General features: G+C 64.6%; 17 protein-coding genes and 1 riboswitch. Of the genes, 6 read left to right on the forward strand and 11 right to left on the reverse strand.

The window, feature by feature from the left end; translation table 11 throughout:
- Positions 1 to 14: 14 nt before the first annotated feature.
- Entirely contained in the window at positions 15 to 575 is a 561-nt protein-coding gene (locus tag RBB31_RS12755) for a type 1 glutamine amidotransferase domain-containing protein (RefSeq protein ID WP_306129684.1), read from the reverse strand.
- 138 nt (positions 576 to 713) lie between these two features.
- On the opposite strand from RBB31_RS12755, the gene purD reads away from it, so the two are divergent.
- Positions 714 to 1,979: a phosphoribosylamine--glycine ligase gene (gene purD, locus RBB31_RS12760; protein WP_306129685.1), complete on the forward strand. Its 1,266-nt coding sequence runs from the start codon at positions 714 to 716 to the stop codon at positions 1,977 to 1,979.
- A 176-nt stretch (positions 1,980 to 2,155) separates the two neighbouring features.
- On the opposite strand, the gene RBB31_RS12765 is transcribed toward purD, so the two are convergent.
- Entirely contained in the window at positions 2,156 to 2,479 is a 324-nt protein-coding gene (locus RBB31_RS12765; RefSeq protein WP_306129686.1) for a 2Fe-2S iron-sulfur cluster-binding protein, read from the reverse strand.
- A gap of 129 nt (positions 2,480 to 2,608) precedes the next feature.
- Here RBB31_RS12765 and RBB31_RS12770 point away from each other — a divergent pair, with 129 nt between their 5' ends.
- Genes RBB31_RS12770 through RBB31_RS12780 form a run of 3 tightly spaced genes read left to right on the forward strand, consistent with a single transcriptional unit; the run spans position 2,609 to position 4,294 of the window.
- Positions 2,609 to 3,004, forward strand: a complete 396-nt coding sequence (locus RBB31_RS12770; protein ID WP_306129687.1) for an OB-fold nucleic acid binding domain-containing protein — start codon at positions 2,609 to 2,611, stop codon at positions 3,002 to 3,004.
- Positions 3,005 to 3,039: 35 nt separating this feature from the next.
- Positions 3,040 to 3,573 (forward strand): peptidoglycan-binding protein, encoded by a 534-nt coding sequence (locus RBB31_RS12775; RefSeq protein ID WP_306129688.1) that lies wholly within the window; start codon positions 3,040 to 3,042, stop codon positions 3,571 to 3,573.
- Positions 3,574 to 3,631: 58 nt separating this feature from the next.
- Positions 3,632 to 4,294 carry a hypothetical protein gene (locus tag RBB31_RS12780; protein WP_306129689.1) on the forward strand — a complete coding sequence of 221 codons (663 nt, stop codon included), beginning with the start codon at positions 3,632 to 3,634 and terminating at the stop codon, positions 4,292 to 4,294.
- A gap of 31 nt (positions 4,295 to 4,325) precedes the next feature.
- On the opposite strand, the gene RBB31_RS12785 is transcribed toward RBB31_RS12780, so the two are convergent.
- The 5 genes from RBB31_RS12785 to RBB31_RS12805 form a co-directional block, all read right to left on the reverse strand.
- The gene (locus RBB31_RS12785; protein WP_306129690.1) at positions 4,326 to 6,620 is read right to left on the reverse strand and encodes a glycosyl hydrolase family 28-related protein; all 2,295 of its coding nucleotides are present in this window, start codon (positions 6,618 to 6,620) and stop codon (positions 4,326 to 4,328) included.
- Positions 6,621 to 6,826: 206 nt separating this feature from the next.
- Positions 6,827 to 7,891 carry an Mrp/NBP35 family ATP-binding protein gene (locus RBB31_RS12790; protein ID WP_306129691.1) on the reverse strand — a complete coding sequence of 355 codons (1,065 nt, stop codon included), beginning with the start codon at positions 7,889 to 7,891 and terminating at the stop codon, positions 6,827 to 6,829.
- A 522-nt stretch (positions 7,892 to 8,413) separates the two neighbouring features.
- Positions 8,414 to 8,686, reverse strand: coding sequence for a hypothetical protein (locus tag RBB31_RS12795; RefSeq protein WP_306129692.1), 273 nt, complete (start codon positions 8,684 to 8,686; stop codon positions 8,414 to 8,416).
- A gap of 104 nt (positions 8,687 to 8,790) precedes the next feature.
- Positions 8,791 to 8,980: riboswitch (cobalamin riboswitch) on the reverse strand.
- Between the two features lie 65 nt (positions 8,981 to 9,045).
- Complete coding sequence (locus RBB31_RS12800) at positions 9,046 to 9,327, reverse strand: GNAT family N-acetyltransferase (RefSeq protein ID WP_306129693.1); 282 nt, start codon at positions 9,325 to 9,327, stop codon at positions 9,046 to 9,048.
- A 140-nt stretch (positions 9,328 to 9,467) separates the two neighbouring features.
- Positions 9,468 to 10,217: a YebC/PmpR family DNA-binding transcriptional regulator gene (locus tag RBB31_RS12805; protein WP_306129694.1), complete on the reverse strand. Its 750-nt coding sequence runs from the start codon at positions 10,215 to 10,217 to the stop codon at positions 9,468 to 9,470.
- A 158-nt stretch (positions 10,218 to 10,375) separates the two neighbouring features.
- Between RBB31_RS12805 and RBB31_RS12810 the strand changes: the two genes are divergently transcribed.
- Positions 10,376 to 12,148, forward strand: a complete 1,773-nt coding sequence (locus RBB31_RS12810; protein WP_306129695.1) for an SLC13 family permease — start codon at positions 10,376 to 10,378, stop codon at positions 12,146 to 12,148.
- 10 nt (positions 12,149 to 12,158) lie between these two features.
- Here the strand turns inward: RBB31_RS12810 and RBB31_RS12815 are convergent, their stop codons facing one another.
- Positions 12,159 to 12,623, reverse strand: a complete 465-nt coding sequence (locus RBB31_RS12815; RefSeq protein ID WP_306129740.1) for a lytic transglycosylase domain-containing protein — start codon at positions 12,621 to 12,623, stop codon at positions 12,159 to 12,161.
- Positions 12,624 to 12,885: 262 nt separating this feature from the next.
- On the opposite strand from RBB31_RS12815, the gene RBB31_RS12820 reads away from it, so the two are divergent.
- Positions 12,886 to 13,173: a hypothetical protein gene (locus tag RBB31_RS12820; RefSeq protein ID WP_306129696.1), complete on the forward strand. Its 288-nt coding sequence runs from the start codon at positions 12,886 to 12,888 to the stop codon at positions 13,171 to 13,173.
- A 234-nt stretch (positions 13,174 to 13,407) separates the two neighbouring features.
- Here the strand turns inward: RBB31_RS12820 and RBB31_RS12825 are convergent, their stop codons facing one another.
- The 3 genes from RBB31_RS12825 to RBB31_RS12835 are packed head-to-tail and all read right to left on the reverse strand — an operon-like array spanning position 13,408 to position 16,951.
- Positions 13,408 to 15,186, reverse strand: coding sequence for an SLC13 family permease (locus tag RBB31_RS12825; protein ID WP_306129697.1), 1,779 nt, complete (start codon positions 15,184 to 15,186; stop codon positions 13,408 to 13,410).
- Positions 15,186 to 16,142, reverse strand: coding sequence for a DMT family transporter (locus RBB31_RS12830; RefSeq protein ID WP_306129698.1), 957 nt, complete (start codon positions 16,140 to 16,142; stop codon positions 15,186 to 15,188). The genes RBB31_RS12825 and RBB31_RS12830 overlap by 1 nt, the downstream gene beginning before the upstream one ends.
- Positions 16,139 to 16,951, reverse strand: a complete 813-nt coding sequence (locus RBB31_RS12835; RefSeq protein ID WP_306129699.1) for a TIGR00282 family metallophosphoesterase — start codon at positions 16,949 to 16,951, stop codon at positions 16,139 to 16,141. Before RBB31_RS12835 ends, RBB31_RS12830 begins: the two co-directional genes overlap by 4 nt.
- Positions 16,952 to 17,016: the final 65 nt, after the last annotated feature.

A 17,016-nucleotide genomic window follows, 5' to 3' on the forward strand; every position in this document is an offset into this window, starting at 1 on the left:
CCCGGTTGGAAAGGTCAGGCCGCGCGGCTTTCGTGACGACCTTCGCAGATTTCCTCGATCATCTTGCCGCAGAAGTTGGGCAGGTCACCCGGATTGCGGCTTGTGACCACGCCCTGATCGACGACGACCGGGCTGTCTTCCCATTTTGCACCGGCATTTTCCATGTCCGTGCGAATCGAATGGTACGACGTCAGGTTCAGTCCCTTGGCGATGCCCGCCTCGGCCAGCAGCCACGGCGCGTGGCAGATCGCAGCGATGGGCTTCTTGGCCTCGTAAATCGACTTGATGAACTCCACCGCGTTCTTGTCCGCGCGCAGGAGGTCCGGGTTGATCTGACCGCCGGGCAGAACCAGCGCGTCGTAATCACGTGGGCTGACCGCATCGAGTGTCTTGTCGACGGTGATCGACCGGCCCCAGTCATCTTCATCCCAGCCGCGGATCTCGCCCGCCTTCAGCGAAACGATATGCACCTCGGCGCCTTCGCTCAGCAGCGCATCGCGCGGCTTTTCCAGTTCCGATTGTTCATAGCCGTCAGTTGCCAGTATCGCGACCTTTCGGTTCGACAGTTTGGGCATTTCTGTTACTCCTTCATCACTCAAACACACTGTGCTTCCGCAACGCCCTGCGCGCTGATCCGTTCCCGCGGCAGGCGGTCGCTTGCCACCGGAAGGCACAGCGCTTAAGCACACGGCGAAATCCAACGGAGCGGTGCCATGAATATCCTCATTCTCGGCGGCGGCGGGCGCGAACACGCGCTGGCCTGGGCGGTGATGCAGAACCCCAAATGCGACAAGCTGATCGTGGCGCCGGGCAATGCCGGAATCGCGCAGATCGCCGAATGCGCGGCGCTCGACATCGAAGACGGCGCGGCCGTGGTGAGTTTCTGCGAGGCGAACGCCATCGAGTTCATCGTCATCGGCCCCGAGGCGCCGCTGGCTGCTGGCGTGGGTGATCGTCTGCGCGACGGGGGCTTTCTCGTCTTCGGCCCGTCCAAGGCGGCAGCCCAGCTCGAAGCCTCCAAGAGCTTCACCAAGGAGATCTGCGACGCCGCGAACGCTCCCACCGCCGCGTATGGCCACTTCACCGAGGCGCAGGCAGCCAAGGACTATGTCACGGGCCAGGGCGCGCCCATCGTCGTCAAGGCCGACGGTCTGGCCGCCGGAAAGGGCGTGATCATCGCCCAGACCGTGGACGAGGCGCACGCCGCCATCGACGACATGTTCGGCGGCAGCTTCGGCAGCGCCGGGGCCGAGGTGGTGATCGAGGAGTTCATGGACGGCGAAGAGGCGTCCTTCTTTGTGTTGTGCGACGGCCAGACCGCCCTGCCCGTGGGCACCGCGCAGGATCACAAGCGCGTGGGCGAAGGCGACACCGGCCCCAATACCGGCGGCATGGGCGCCTATTCTCCCGCGCCCGTCCTGACCGATGCGGTGGCTGAAAAGGCACTGGACGAGATAATCCGCCCCACCCTGCGCGTCATGGCCGAGCGCGACATGCCCTACCAGGGCGTGCTCTATGCCGGGCTGATGATCAAGGACGGCCAGCCCAGGCTGGTCGAATACAATGTCCGTTTCGGTGACCCCGAATGCCAGGTCCTGATGTTGCGGCTTGGGGCACAGGCGCTCGACCTGATGCAGGCGGCCGCCGAAGAGCGCCTGCACCAGGTCGAGGCCACCTGGGCCGACGATCACGCGCTGACCGTGGTTATGGCCGCCCAAGGCTATCCTGGCGCCTATGAGAAAGGCAGTGCTATCAAAGGGTTGGACGACTGCATTGAGGACAGCTTTCACATGGTGTTCCACGCCGGCACAGGCGAAAAGGACGGTCGGATCATCGCCACCGGCGGACGGGTCCTGAACGTCACGGCGCGGGGCGATACGCTACGGGAAGCGGCCGACCGGGCTTACGGGATGATCGACCGGATCGACTGGCCCGAGGGGTTCTGCCGGCGCGATATCGGGTGGCGGGCGCTGGATTGAGGTTCGAACCGCGCTAAGCGCAATCCGACCGATGCGGGGGCCGGCCCCGCACGCGGGTTCAAGCGGGGGCCAGCCCCCGCACGTGTTGTAAAGCGGGGGCCAGCCCCCGCACGCGTTGTAAAGCGGGGGCCAGCCCCCCCACCCCCGGGATATTTATGGCCAGAAGAAGAGGCGGGTCAGATCTGCTTTTCGGGCATTTGTACGACAAGGCCGTCCAGCGCGTCGCTGACCTTCAGCTGACAGGTGAGGCGCGAGCGCTCGGGATCGGGCTCGAACGCGAAGTCCAGCATGTCCTCTTCCATGTCGTCCCTCGCCGGCAGCTTCTCGACCCAGGCCGGATCGACATAGACATGGCAGGTCGAACAGGCACAGGCGCCACCGCAATCGGCCTCTATGCCGGGAATGTTGTTGTCGCGCGCGCCTTCCATCACGGTCAGGCCGTTGGCGACCTCCACCTCGTGCTTGGTGCCGTTATGTTCGATATAGGTGATCTTCGCCATGTAACCGGGCTCCCGTCGCTTGCGTCTTTCTAGGGTTCCTAGCCGCGCCATTTAGGCGATACCAGTCCCATTTGCGACATCATCGGGAAAAGAGTTGCTTAAAATCCTGCATGTTCTATTTTTGTTCTCATGAAGGTTCTATCCGCCGCCACGCCCCATGACTGGCCTCGCCCGCCTGCAGCGCTGGTCGCTGTGCGTCTGGGCGATCCGCCCGACGGCGCACGTGTGACGGTGGCGGGGCTGGTCATTCTGCGCCAGCGCCCCGGCACCGCCAAGGGCGTGATCTTTCTCACGCTCGAGGACGAGACCGGCGTGGTCAACGTCGTGGTCTGGCGCGCGCTTTACGAAAAGTTCCGCCGTGCCGTCATCGCCGGGCGGCTGTTGCGCATCACCGGGCGCATTCAGCGGCAATCGGGCGTGGTGCACGTCGTCGCCGAGGAGGTCGAGGATATCTCCCCCCTGCTCGACCGACTGCTGGACTGCACCGGCGACAGCATGCTTCCCCAAGCGCATGAAACCGGTTAAGATGCTGCAAAACACGCCTGAAAAGGCACGAGCAGATGATACGACCGACCCTGATTGCCCCTTGCGCTCTGCTGGCGCTGACCGCCTGTGGAGACATCCCCGGTGGCAGCGCCGACCCCGAAACGGTGCAGCGGTTGAACACGCCGCCCCCCGGTGCGGAGCCCGGAACCTGCTGGGCCCAGGATACCTCGCCTGCGGTCGTGGAAACCGTGACCGAGCAGATTCTCGTGACCCCCGCCGAGGTAGCCGATGACGGCACCGTGACGCGTCCTGCCAGCTACCGGACGGAAACTTCGCAGAAAATCGTGCAGGAACGGCGCGTGACCCGGTTCCGGGTCCCCTGCCGCGCCGAGATGACTCCCGAATTCAATGCCTCGGTTCAGCGTGCGCTCAAGGCGCGCGGGCTTTATCACGGGCCAATCAACGGCGAGATGGATCGCCGTACCCGTGCCGCCATCCGCAGCTTCCAAAAACCGCAGGGATTCGATTCTGATATCCTGTCCGTGGCCGGTGCACGTCAGCTCGGCCTGGTCGCAGTCGCCCTCGACACGTCGGACAGCCCGGAATGACCGGTTTCCGTTAACCGGGCGTTTACCAATTTTAATCACTTTGAACGCGTGAGGTGCCATGCCGCTCAAACGCGTCGTCATTCCCGTTCTGCTAATCGCCACTGCCGCGCCGGCTCTGGCCGGACCGTGGTTGCGCGGCGAGGACAAGACCTTCCTGAGTTACTCCATCGAGACGGATCTTGAGAACGGCATTTCCGATGGCAGCGGATTCTACGGCTCGCTTTATGCCGAGCACGGCCTGACAAACCGCCTGACCCTGGGCCTCGACGCCGGCGCGCATGACCAAGACATGTCCAAGGCCATCGCATTTCTTCGCTGGCCCATCGGCGCCGCCGACCGCCGCACGCGCATTGCCGCCGAATTCGGCCTCGGGATGGCGCGAGAAACCTTCGCGCTGCGCCCCGGGATCGGTGTCGGCCGCGGGGTCGAGATCGGGGAATTGCCCGGCTGGATCAGCATCGACAGTCGCGCCGTCATTTACGGCAGTTTCGATGGAGTGCTGGAAACCGACATCACCTTCGGCTTCAACCCAAGTCCCGAGGCCAAGATCATCCTGCAACTGCAAACCGGCATTCCGACCGAAAGCGATCCCTACGCCAAGCTCGCGCCGTCCTATGTCCACCGGATCGCCCCGGGCCATCACGTCGAGGTCGGACTTGTCGCCGGGGTGGCAGATGCCGATGATTTCAAGCTGAAGATCGGCATCTGGCACCAGTTCTGAGCCGTTTCGCGAAACGCTTATGGCCCGCAGGTCAGATCAGATCGTCGATCCGGACCCGCATCGTGACCGTTCCACTGACCGCTTTTTCCCAACGCAGGTTGACCTGGTCCTTGTTCGGCCCTTCCTTGCCGTCGTAGTAGGGAACGCCAAAGTAGGCTGTTCCGCCCGCATCTCGGATCGCCCCCTCGGGCACGATCGCCTCGACCGTCTGGGCCCAGGCCTCGAATGGCAGCTTGGGATGCGGCGCCACCACCCAGGTCTTCTGTGCGCTGGCCTCGGTGTGTTGCATCACCAGAGGGTTCTCCACCTGGATATTGACGTTGAAATAGGCGTTGTTCTCGAACCGGATATTGCGGAACCGCTCGAAATTCAACGTCGCAAAGCTGGTGTCGATACCTTCGAAGCGGTCGATCGGCCCGTCGATCAGCCGCACCGTGTTGCCTGTCACCGTCAGCCCGTTGATGAAATGCCCGGGGCCATAGGGCTTGACCGAAAGGAAATTGAACGATGGCGCGGTGCTCTGACTCAGGAACACGTTGCTGGTGATCGACAGCGCGCTGAACGAGAACTCGCTCGAGAAATCGGGCGCCTCGTCATATTCGTTGGTCCACTCGATCGACCCGTCGCAGATATAGTTGCCGGTCAACGTGCCCCGGTTGTTCGTCCGCGCCAAAACGAAGATCGCGCTGCGCGGGCCCGGATCGGCGCTGTCACCCTGGAAGCAGTGGTTGCCCATGATCACGCTGGACGAACCGGCAAGGATCGCGAAATGCCGGAAGAAGTTGCAGCGGCAGTTGCGGATCTTGATGTCGTTGCCGTTGCAATTGACGCCGATCGTGGTTCGGTCCGGCACCAGCAGCGGGCTTTCCCGCGACAGGAACTGGCAGCGGTCGATCATCATCCCCTGGTCGCCCTCGCCGTGGCTGGTGATGCCCCGGTCGCGCGGCTGGGTGAAAAAGCAATCCCGGAAATGGATCGCCGATCCTGCGGGCGGCAGCAGCACGGCACTGCAATCGCCGCCGCACTGGAATTCGATATTGGACACCGCGAATTTGGAAATCTGGTCGAAGCTGCTGAAATCCCACATGTATTTGAAGCGCTTGAAGGTGTAGTTCTGCGTGCCTTCCGCATCGTAAAGCGGCTGGCTCAGCGTCACGGTCTGGGCGCCCACGTTCTTGGCACGCACGTAAACCTCGCGCCCCACCCCGTTGCCGGTCACCAGCGACCCCACCTGGATGTTGGCCACGTTGGCCACGTTGGTCAGCCGCTTGTTGTCACCGGCGTTGTACGTGGCCTGCGAGGTGACGGTATCCGTGTCCCAGTTCGGCCCCGGAAACACCGAGAACTGCGCGTTCTTGATCAGGTGCCGCGTCTTGTAGGTTGTGCGGTTCGGCACGGCGGCCTGCATGTCCACGGGTTCGCGCAGGGCCACCTTGCGCCCTTTCATGTCGAGCTCTACATGCCCCGGGTTGTTCAGCAGCGCCTGATAGGCTTTCTTGAACGCCATCTCGGTATCGCCACCGAACGCATCGACATACTTGGAAAAGTCGAAATCGTTGACCAGTTCGAAGATCTTGTCGACGGGCATGGTCACTTCCCCCTCGAAACTGACCTTGCTCTGCATGGTCAGGCTGTCGGCAAGATAGTAGGTGCCCGCCGGCACGAGCACCGTGCGCCCGTTGGCTGCAGCGTCTGCCGCCTCGAAGGCCGGCAGATCATTGGTGCTGCCATCGCCAAGCGCGCCGTAATCGCGCACATCGACCATGCCGACGATGTCGCGCAGAAAAAAATTCGTCACATCCTCGATGCGGATATCGTCGATGCGCACCACACCGCCATTCGGCCCGGTCAGGTCGATGCCGAAATGCCCGTAAAGCGGCCCGGTTCCCCAGACCATTTCGACGCCGCCACGCTCGCCGCTGCCGACGATGGCCGTGACCTCGACCACCTCGCCATAGGTCGTCAGCGCAACACTCGGCCCCACTTCGGTCAGGCCGGTCACGTGGGCACCTCCCGCGCCCCCGGCCCAGCCGGCGATCCGCACGTTCGGCAGGTTGCCGGACACCGCCTTCACCCGCGCGGTGATCTGCAGGTAACAGCCGGGCAGGATCGGCGTCTCGCCCATGTAACGCAGCTTCTGCGTGCCCTGGACCTTCTGGACCTCCAGCGCGCCGCCGAAATCCTGGTCGGCGGGGACGAAGGCGGCATTGGCGGCGCTATCATATGTGTCCGACCCCGGCGTGCCGTTCTCGCTCGACCAGACATCCAGCCCGTTCGCGAAGGCCGGCGGCATGAAGACGATGCCATCGGTAATTGCCTTGTTCATGAATTTCCCTTTCCGCGCCGGGGGCCGTCCCCCAGGCGTCACGTGATTGCCAGCCATAGGCGCGAAACGGACCGCACCCGGGCTCAGGGAAATATCAACGAGGGGTTAATGGAGGGTCAGGACACCGTGACGGTGGGGCTGCGGGCGCAACGCAGGTAGGGCGGGTAAAACCCACCATTCCCGGCATCTCCCATGAACGAAAGGCGCTACGCCATCCCGCCCTGCACCAGCCTGTCCGCAAGCCGGGCATAGGCCTCCGCCACCGCACCATCCCCCAGCGCGACAGGTCGGCCCGCGTCGCCACCCAGCCGCGTATCCAGGTCGATCGGCAAGGCGCCCAACAGGGGCAGGCCCAGCCGTTCGGCCTCCTGTGCCACGCCACCATGGCCGAAAATCGCCGCCTCGTACCCGCATTGCGGGCAGTGGAACATCGACATGTTCTCGATCAGCCCAAGCACCGGCGTCTTAAGCGTGTTGAACATGTCGATCGCCTTGCGCGCATCCAGAAGCGCCACATCCTGCGGCGTCGACACCACCAGCGCGCCGGTCGGCGCCGCCCTCTGGCACAGGGTCAGTTGCACGTCCCCCGTCCCAGGCGGCAGATCCACCAGCAGCACGTCCAGATCACCCCAGTCCACCTGGCTCATCATCTGTTGCAGCGCGCCCATCAGCATCGGTCCCCGCCAGACAACGGCGCGGTCCTCCTCGATCATCAGCCCGATGGACATCATCTTGACGCCATGCGCCGCCAGAGGTGTCAGGATCTTGCCGTCCGGGCTGCTGGCCCGCTCGGTCACGCCCATCATCCGTGGCAGGCTCGGCCCGTGAATATCCGCATCGAGCAGGCCCACGCGCCGCCCCGCCCGCGCCAGCGCCACCGCTAGGTTCGACGCCATGGTCGACTTGCCCACGCCCCCCTTGCCGGACGCCACCGCAAGGATCGACTTTACCCCGCCCGGCCGGATCGAGGCGCTGCCGCCCTCGGGATGCCGCCCGACCTTCAGCGTGGGCGCGGGGGCCTCGGCCGCCTCCGCCGTCAGCGCAACCTGAGCCGAACGCACCCCCTCGACGGAAAGCGCCGCGCGCTCGGCGGCGGCCCTCAGCGGCTCCATCTGGCGGGCCATTTCGGCACTCGGCGCCTCCAGCACGAATCGCACTTCGCCGTTTTCAATGCGCATCGCACGCACCATGTCACGGGATATGACATTGCCACCGTCCGGAAGTTCCAGCCGTTCCAACTGCGTACGCACATTGTCGAGTATTTCCGTCATGCCCGGTCTCCATGCATTCTCGACACCGAAAGTGGCATTTTTGCACGCGGGCACAACCCCCATCTCAAACCCGCACAAAAATCCATCAAACAGATGAAAATAAAAGTAAAAATTATACTATTCCTCTATGCGCTTCCTGCATAGCTGCATTGCAGCAAAATCCATTGTGCAGGCGCAGCATATCGCTATCTTTAACCCAACAGCGAACGAGACGGCCATCGCGCCAAACGCTCGCTAAAACAATCAGGTGCCGCTCCTCCCGTTTGGTACCTGTTCGGGATACCGCCTCTCCTCCCTTGTGCGGTCCCGGCAATACCTGGGCTCGATACGAGCCCTACTGAACGAACGGTCCCTTCCTCCTCCCTGGGACCCGACGTAAAGAACGGCGGCGCCTCTCCTCCTCCCTGGCGTCGCCGTTTTTTCTTTCCCGCAACACGATCCTCCACATCGCCGGTCCTTAACCGCCTTCGCCCCGGACAAGCCCTGCCTCGCCAAGCCGCAGAGCCAGCCGGTCTGGCGATGTCAGTGCACCATTCGGCCCGCCCGCCCGCGCCGCCCGCGGGTCATCGGCGCGGCCTGCCCCGCCTCTTCCAGCACATCCACGAACGCACGCGCCGCCGCGCTGCCGGCGTTTTGCACGGCCGGCTCGGACAAGGCCTCGTGCACAACCCGGGCTGTCACGGCGCCGGGATAGGCAAATACCCATTCCAGAAACCCCAGCCGCGCAATTGCCTCGGCCTCGGCGCCCGTGGCACCGCTGCGTTCCAGTCCATCCATGATCGGTGTCAGGCTCATCTTTTCTGCTCTTCCTCCGGCCACACCCCGGGCCGGCATGGGGCGAAGGAAAGCCGTGCGAGGACCGGTCTTTCCCGGTCCACCGCCCGCACCGCCCCCCGCGGTTCGACGTCATACCCAAAGGCTGGTTTCCGGGCTTGGCGGGGGTGCGGATACGCGCGCCTTCCCGGGGCGTCGCGCCCCAGTGGCCATCTGCGGTATCCCCCATCCTTACCGTTGCGGGGGCAGCGCCGGACTTGCACCGGCTTCCCAATTCTCCGCGACCTGCGCGGCACCTTCGGGAGTCTCAATGTGCCGCCAACCGAACGCTGACGCAACCCGCGATTGCGACCTTGAACGTCCCGGCGCCGACACCTGCCTCAGGCCAAGACGTCCGCCCACTCGGGATGTCTGCGAAACTGCGCCGCGGCAAAGGGACAAAGCGGCGTTATCTTCTTGCCCGCCGCACGCGCATCCTCCACCGCCCGACTCACCAGCGCCACTCCCACCCCCTGGCCGCGATAGGCCTCCGGCACGCCGGTGTGGTCGATGATGATGGCCTTGCTCCCAAGCTTGGAATAGGTCAGTTCGGCCTCCGGTCCATCATCGATCCGGGTCACGTAGCGCCCCTTGCTCTCTTCGTCTTCATGGTCGATCTGCATGTGTATCTCCTATGGCTGAGCACAGGATGCCGCACCGCGGCACAAAGGTCCAGGATGTTGCGCATCGCAGCCCGACCACCCGCCCGAACGAAAAGCGGCGCCCGCAACGGACGCCGCTCAAACCCGGTCCTGTGAACGGATCACTCCGCCGCAAGCTGGTCCATCACCGCGTCGCTGGCCTCGAAATTCGTCGTGACGTTCTGCACGTCGTCATCGTCTTCCAGCGCGTCGATCAGCTTCATCAGCTTCTGCATGCCTTCCAGGTCCAGTTCGGTGGTCGTCGTCGGACGCCAGGCCAGCTTGGTTTCCTCGCTCTCGCCCAGCTCCGCCTCCAGCGCGGTCGAGACATCGTTCAGCTCCGTATCGGCACACCAGATCACATGCCCGTCCTCGCCCGATTCAACATCCTCGGCCCCGGCCTCGATCGCGGCCATCATCACCGTGTCGCCGTCACCCACATCCGCCGGATAGGTCACCTGCCCCTTGCGCTCGAACATGAACCCGACAGAGCCGGTCTCGCCCAGGTTCCCGCCATGCTTGGTAAAGGTCGAGCGCACCGTGCTGGCGGTGCGGTTGCGGTTGTCGGTCATCGCCTCGACGATCACCGCCACGCCGTTGGGCCCATAGCCCTCGTACCGGATTTCCTCGTAATCTTCACCCTCGCCCGCGACCGATTTCTTGATCGCCCGGTCGATATTGTCGTTGGGCATAGACTGGGACTTGGCCTGTTTGACCGCCAGCCGCAAACGCGGGTTCTTGTCGGGGTCCGGATCGCCCATTTTTGCGGCGATGGTGATCTCTTTCGACAACTTGGAAAAGAGCTTCGCCCGCTGGGCATCCTGACGGCCCTTGCGGTGCTGGATATTGGCCCATTTTGAGTGGCCGGCCATGACATGCCTCCGATGACATTCGTGAAGTTCACGCCTCTATAAATCAGGCGCAGGCCCCTGTGCAATCCCGCCAATCGCCTGTTGCGCGCCGACGTCTTGACGGTACGCTGTCCGGCACAAGGCGCGGCCCGCGCCGCCGCACAAGACAGGCAGCGCTCATGACCCAGGACCAGATCATCCTCTTCACCCTCTTCGGCGGCGTCTTCGCGCTCCTGCTCTGGGGGCGCTACCGCTATGATATCGTGGCCTTCGGGGCGTTGCTGATCGGCGTGGTGGTGGGGGTGGTGCCGGTCGACGCTGCCTTCTCCGGCTTCGGCCACCCGGCGACAATCATCGTGGCGCTGGTCCTGGTTGTCTCGGCGGGGCTGGTGCGCTCCGGCGCGGTCTTCCTCATCACCCGCACGCTGGTCGACAGCTCGCGCAGCCTTGGCGCGCACATCACCATAATGGGCGGCATCGGCGGCGTGCTCTCGGCCTTCATGAATAATGTCGCCGCCCTCGCTCTGCTGATGCCGGTCGACGTGCAGACCGCCCGCAAAGCGAAACGCTCTCCGGGTCTCAGCCTCATGCCGCTGTCGTTCGCCACCATCCTTGGCGGCATGGCCACGCTGATCGGCACACCACCGAACATCATCATCGCCGGCATCCGGGAGGATGCATTGGGTACACCTTTCTCGATGTTCGATTTCGCCCCGGTCGGTGCCGTCACCGCGCTTGCAGGTCTCGTCTTCGTCGCCATCATCGGCTGGCGGCTCATACCGGCTCGCGACGACAGCGGCCTGCACGCTGCCGAATTGGCCGATTATCTGGCTGAACTCACCATTCCCGAGGACAGCGCCCAGATCGGCAAACGCCTCGCCGAACTGCAGGAGGATGCCGACAGCAACGATGTCGCCCTTCTCGGCCTGGTCCGCGACGGCAAACGCCGTTATGGCCGGGCACGCAACACCATCCTGCAGGCCGGCGACGCGCTGGTGATCGAGGCCACGCCCGACGCGCTCGACGAGTTTCGCTCCGCGCTCTCGCTCGCCTTTTCGGACTCCACGCGCGAGGACAAGCTCCGCGCTGCCGGTGAAGGGCTCGACATGATCGAGGTCGTGGTACCCCGCGACGCCCGCATCGCCGGTCGCACGGCACAGTCCGTGGGCCTCAACTGGCGTCAACGGTCGGTGCTGATGGGCATTTCCCGTCGCGGCCGCCAGATTCGCGACCAGGTCCGCAAGACCACAATCCAGCCGGGCGATATCCTTCTTTTGCTGGTGCCGCATGAAACCGGCTCGGACGTGACAGAGTGGCTTGGCTGCCTGCCGCTGGCCGAGCGGGGCCTGAAAGTCACGCAGGACCGCAAGACATGGGCCGCCATCGGCCTCTTCGCCGCCGCAGTCGCCGCAGCCAGCTTCGGGCTCATCTACCTGCCCATCGCGCTGGGACTTGTTGTCATGGCCTACGTGCTCACCCGCATCGTGCCACCCTCGGAACTCTATACACATATCGAATGGCCGGTCGTGGTGCTGCTCGGCTCGATGATCCCCCTCGGTGCCGCGCTGGAAGAGGCCGGCGGCACCGCCCTTATCGCCGGCGCGCTCGTGGACCTGACCCAGGGGCTGCCCGCCTGGGCGATCCTGACTGTGCTGATGGTGGTCACGATGACCCTCTCGGACGTGCTCAACAACACCGCCACCACCATCGTCGCGGCCCCGGTGGGCATCCAGATGGCAAACGCGCTGGACGTTTCGCCCGACCCATTCCTGATGGCTGTCGCGGTGGCGGCTTCCTCGGCCTTCCTCACGCCTATAGGGCACAAGAACAACACGCTGATCCTCGGCCCCGGCGGCTATGCCTTCGGGGATTACTGGCGCATGGGCCTGCCCTTGGAGATCATCGTGGTCGCCGTGTCCGTCCCGGCGATCCTGGTCTTCTGGCCGCTCTGAACGGTGCGCCTCAGCGGCAGTGCCGCGCGATCTCGCGCTCGCGCAGGCCGGTCTCGACCAGCAGGCACTTGTCCCGCGCAGCATAGTAATAGCCTCGCGCGTACCACATCACCGCGTCGGGCTCGCTGCCGTCCGAGACCAGCCACGCACCGCGCAGGTACTTCACCGCATATTTCAAGTTTGTCTCGGGATTCAGCAGGTCGTTCGCCTGCCCCTGGAACCCCATGCCCCGCGCCGTGGCAGGCAGGATCTGCATCATTCCCCAATAGGGTCCATTGCGGGCTTTGGGACGGTAATCGCTCTCGCGCTGCACCACCCGGTGCACCAGCGACCGCGGAACCTCGTAGTCATCGGCATACTGGTTGATCAACGCCCGGATCTGAGGTGTCTCGTTGGGGTAAAGCGGGGGGTTGTGCCGCGTCGGCGGCTCCGGAGCCTCCTTTGCACTGCACCCCGCCACCATGCAAATCAGCATCAAGGTCATTATACGCCGCATCACGGTATCCCTCGTTGTTTCGAGGTTTTTTCCCCAAGCCGCCATTTCAGGCAAGCGTCTTGGCATCCGACGCGCGAAAATCCGCCCGAAACCGCGTTCGCCCCGCAAAATTTCGCGCCTTGCATCTTGACGCAGGGGAAGTCTCATCCGATCTTCGCCGCATCCGGGTGCGAGGCTCCGCCCGGCGGCTACAAGGCGCGGGGTCGCGCCAAGAGTGCTTTCCTCCCCTGGATATACAGACATGCGCATCATCATCGCAACGGCCCTCGCCGCGTTCGCGGCCCTTCCCGCCTTCGCCGACCAGACCCAAGGCAACGTGGTCTCCTTCGACCGCGACACCGGCGTTCTCGTCCTCTCCGACAAGACGGTGTGGTACATTCCCGGCGACATCGCCCTGCCCACCGACCTCGCCGCTGGCGACCGGCTTCAGTTCGACTACGACACCGCCGGCGAGGATGGCCTGACCAAGATCCACGCGGTCACACGCGTCGCCATGGCCGCGACACAAGGCACGCGCGGCGGCAGCTGAGAGCTTGGCCGCGTTGCGATAGGCGGGCGGGGCCTTTCCGCCCCGTCACCTTACCGAGTGGCCGGAGGCGATCGTGCTGCAGGGCAAGTGCCGATCGCGGCAACCTAAGAACACGGCAAGACCCGTTTGGCGCGCCGCGCCAACGGTCCTGTCGACCGCCGCAACCTGCAGCCTGCGGGAGACATCCTTCCGGCTTTCACATTCTCCAAAAATACTCGGAATTCTGACGCCACCTCACAGCGGCCAGATGAACGGGATCAGCGCACTGGCCAACAGACCCACGCTCAGGTTCAGCGGCACGCCCACCTTCAGAAAATCGGTAAACTTGTATCCCCCTGGGCCGTAGACCAGCGTATTGGTCTGGTACCCGATGGGCGTGGCAAAGCTGGCCGAGGCCGCAACCATCACCGCCACCACCAGCGCCCGGGCGTCGATCCCCATCGCATCCGCCAGCCCGATGGCAATGGGAGTCACCACCACGGCGACCGCGTTGTTGCTCACCAGCTCCGTCAGGATCGAGGTCAGAAGATAGATCGCCCAGACGATCAGGAACGGCGGCAAGGCGGACAGCGCCGGCGCCACCGCGTTCACGATCAGCCGCACCGCGCCAGACGCATCCAGCGCCGCACCGATGGCCAGCATCGAGAAGATCAGCGCCAGCAGCCGCCCATCGACAAAGGAAAACGCCTCCTCCGCGTCGATGCAGCGCGACAAAAGCACCACCGCCAGCGCGATCACCGTCAGCGCCAGGATCGGCGCCACGCCCATCGCGGCCAGGATCACGATCCCCGCCATCGCCGCCAGCGCCACCGGCGCGTGGCCGCGCCGGAATGCCTTGGCCGAGGGCTGGCTGACGTCCACCAGGTCCATCTCGCCCGCCAGCCGCTTGATATCCTCCGGTGCGCCTTCCAGCAGCAGCGTATCGCCCACCCGCACGATCAGGTCATCGAGCTGCCGCCCGATATTCTGGTTCCGCCGATGCACCGCCAGCGGATAAACCCCGAACCGCCGACGCAGGCGTAACGAGCCCAGGCTCCGCCCCACCATCTTGCAGCCCGGCGTGATCAGCACTTCCACCGTCGTCGTCTCCACCTGCGACACCTGGTCGACGCGCTTCAGTTCCTTGTTGCGTTGCAGGCTCAGAAGCTCGGTCATCTGGGTGCGCAGTACCACCCGGTCGCCCACCTGCAACTCGACCCCCTGCAGGTTGCGCCGCAGCGAGATGTCGCCGCGCACCACGTCCACCAGCCGCACGCCTTCCCGCTTGAAGAGCTGCACACCGGTCACCTCACGGCCGATCAGGTTGCTGTCGGGCGGGATCACCGCCTCGGTAAAGAACTTCATCTTCGAGCGGTCCGACAGCATGTCCGCCATGCTCTCGCGCTCCGGCAACAGACGCGGCGCAATGAAATAAAGGTAGAACGCCCCCCAGGCCACAAGGCACAGCGCCAGCGGCGTCACCTCGAATATCCCGAACGGTGCCATCCCCTGCGCCCGCGCCACCCCGTCCACCAGCAGGTTCGTCGAGGTTCCGATCAGCGTCAGCGTGCCGCCCAAGATTGCAGCGTAACTCAACGGAATCAACATCTTCGAGGCGGTAACCCCCAGCGTCCGCGCCAGTTGCACGAAGATCGGGATCATTACCACCACCACCGGCGTGTTGTTCATGAAGGCCGAGCCGAATACGACAAAGGCCATCAGCATCCCGATCGCCAGCTTCGGGTTCACCTTGGCCTGCCGGTCCGCCACCGTGGTGAACGCCTCCAGCGCCCCGGTGCGCACCAGCGCTCCCATCACCACGAACATCCCCGCGATGGTCCAGGGCGCGGGGTTCGACAGCACTTCAAGGCCCGCGCCGTAGGGCAGCACGCCCAGCGCCAGCAGCACGGCCGCCCCGCTCAGCGCCACCACCTCGGTGGGATAGGTCTCCCGGATGAACAGCACGAACATCACCGCGACCACACCGAGGGCCACCCAAGGCTGGGCGCCCTGCGAAAGTTCCATGAATTGCATCAGCTCTGCCTGTCCCGATCCGATGTCATGCCGTGTCCGGCATTCTCATCTATCACGCGCCCCGGCACAAGAACCCGTGCCGCCCGGGGTTGCACCAGGAACATGCCCAGCATCATCACCCCCAGCGCCAGCCAGACCCATATCGAATAGCTTTCCCCCAACAGCGCCATCGACCACAGCACGCCCGCCGCCGTCACCATGTACGAGGTCTGCGCCGAAAAGACCGAGCCGGCGTGGCCTACCATCCAGACGTAAGAGGCATAGACCAGCGCGTGCAGCGCCGCCGCCCCCACCAGCGCCAGCTCCGGCACGCCCCCGCCTTCCAGCGGGTTGATCCACTGCCCGGTGCCCACCGCGATGGGCAGCGCCACGACCGACCCGATCATTGACGCCCCGATGATCACCTGCATCGGGTCCAGTCCCTGCGTGCCCCATTTCGCCACCAGGTTGCCCTCGGTCGCATAAAGCGCCGGCGCGCACAGCGCCACCAGCACGAACAGCGCCGAGGTCCCAGTCGGCAGGCTCGCCTCCGGCCCCACCAGCAGTACGATGCCGCCCAGCCCCAGCATCACACCCCAAAGCCGCTGCCACTCGAAGCGTTCGTTGCCCATCAGCACCGCGATCGGCAGCGAGAACATGGCGACCGAGGCGATCACGATCGACATGACGCCGCCCGAAAGCTGCGCGGCAGCGGTGTAAAAGAAGATATCCGGCAATACCGCACCGCACAGCGCCACCATCACGAACAGCCGCAGGTAACGCCGCGCGAACACGACCCTACGCCCCCGCAACAGTGTCACCGCGCCCAGGCATAAAACCACGATGATCAGTTGCCAGAAGATCAGGCCAAAGGGCTGATGCCCCGTGCTCACCGCGATCTTGCTCAGCGGGATCGACAGGCCCCACCCCAGCCCCATGGCAACAAGAGCGGCGTAAAGCCCAAGCGTCCGCTTCATGGAGCGCTGGCCGCCAGCCGCCCGCCTTCGCGGACCATCTCCACCTTCGTTGCCTTGCCGGTGGCGTCATCGGTTTCCACGTAAAGCCCGCACAGCGTCACCTCACCCATGGCCGGCGTGAAGCGCTCCTTGCCCATGCCGGTCACGAAGCGCCGCATCGGCTCGGTCTTCTCCATCCCGATCACGCTCAGGTAGTCGCCGCACATGCCCGCGTCCGACTGAAACGCGGTGCCGCCCGGCAGGATCTGCGCGTCAGCGGTGGGCACATGGGTATGGCTGCCCACGACGATGCTCGCCCGCCCGTCGCAGTAATGCCCCATGCCCATCTTCTCGCTGGTGGCCTCGCAGTGGATATCGATCAGGCTGGCCTGCACCGCGCCCCCCGGCACATGCGACCGCATCACGCTATCGACGGCACTGAAGGGGTCGTCAAAGGCCCGCTTCATGAACACTTGCCCCAGCACCTGCGCCACCATCACCTTTCGACCACGCGCATCGGAAAAGACCGCCGCACCGCGCCCCGGCGCGCCCTTGGCAAAGTTCAGAGGCCGCACGATCCGCGGCTCGCCTTCAATGTATTGCAGCATGTCCTTCTGGTCGAAGGCATGATCCCCCAGCGTCAGGCAATCCGCGCCCGCCTCCAGCAAATCCTTCGCATGCGCCCCGCTCAGGCCCATCCCGCCCGTGGCGTTCTCGCCGTTGACCACGACGAAATCCAGCTTCCATGCGTCGCGCAGGCCCTTCAAACGCTCCGCGACGGCCTGCCGCCCGGCCCGGCCCATCACGTCCCCAAGATACAAAATTCTCATGGCAAAACTGGTAGAGACACCGATTGCAAAGGGCAAGGGCCACCGATGCTCCCCCGCCGTCCCGG

It is taken from the genome of Roseovarius sp. MMSF_3350, from assembly GCF_030733425.1.
Lineage (GTDB): Bacteria > Pseudomonadota > Alphaproteobacteria > Rhodobacterales > Rhodobacteraceae > Roseovarius.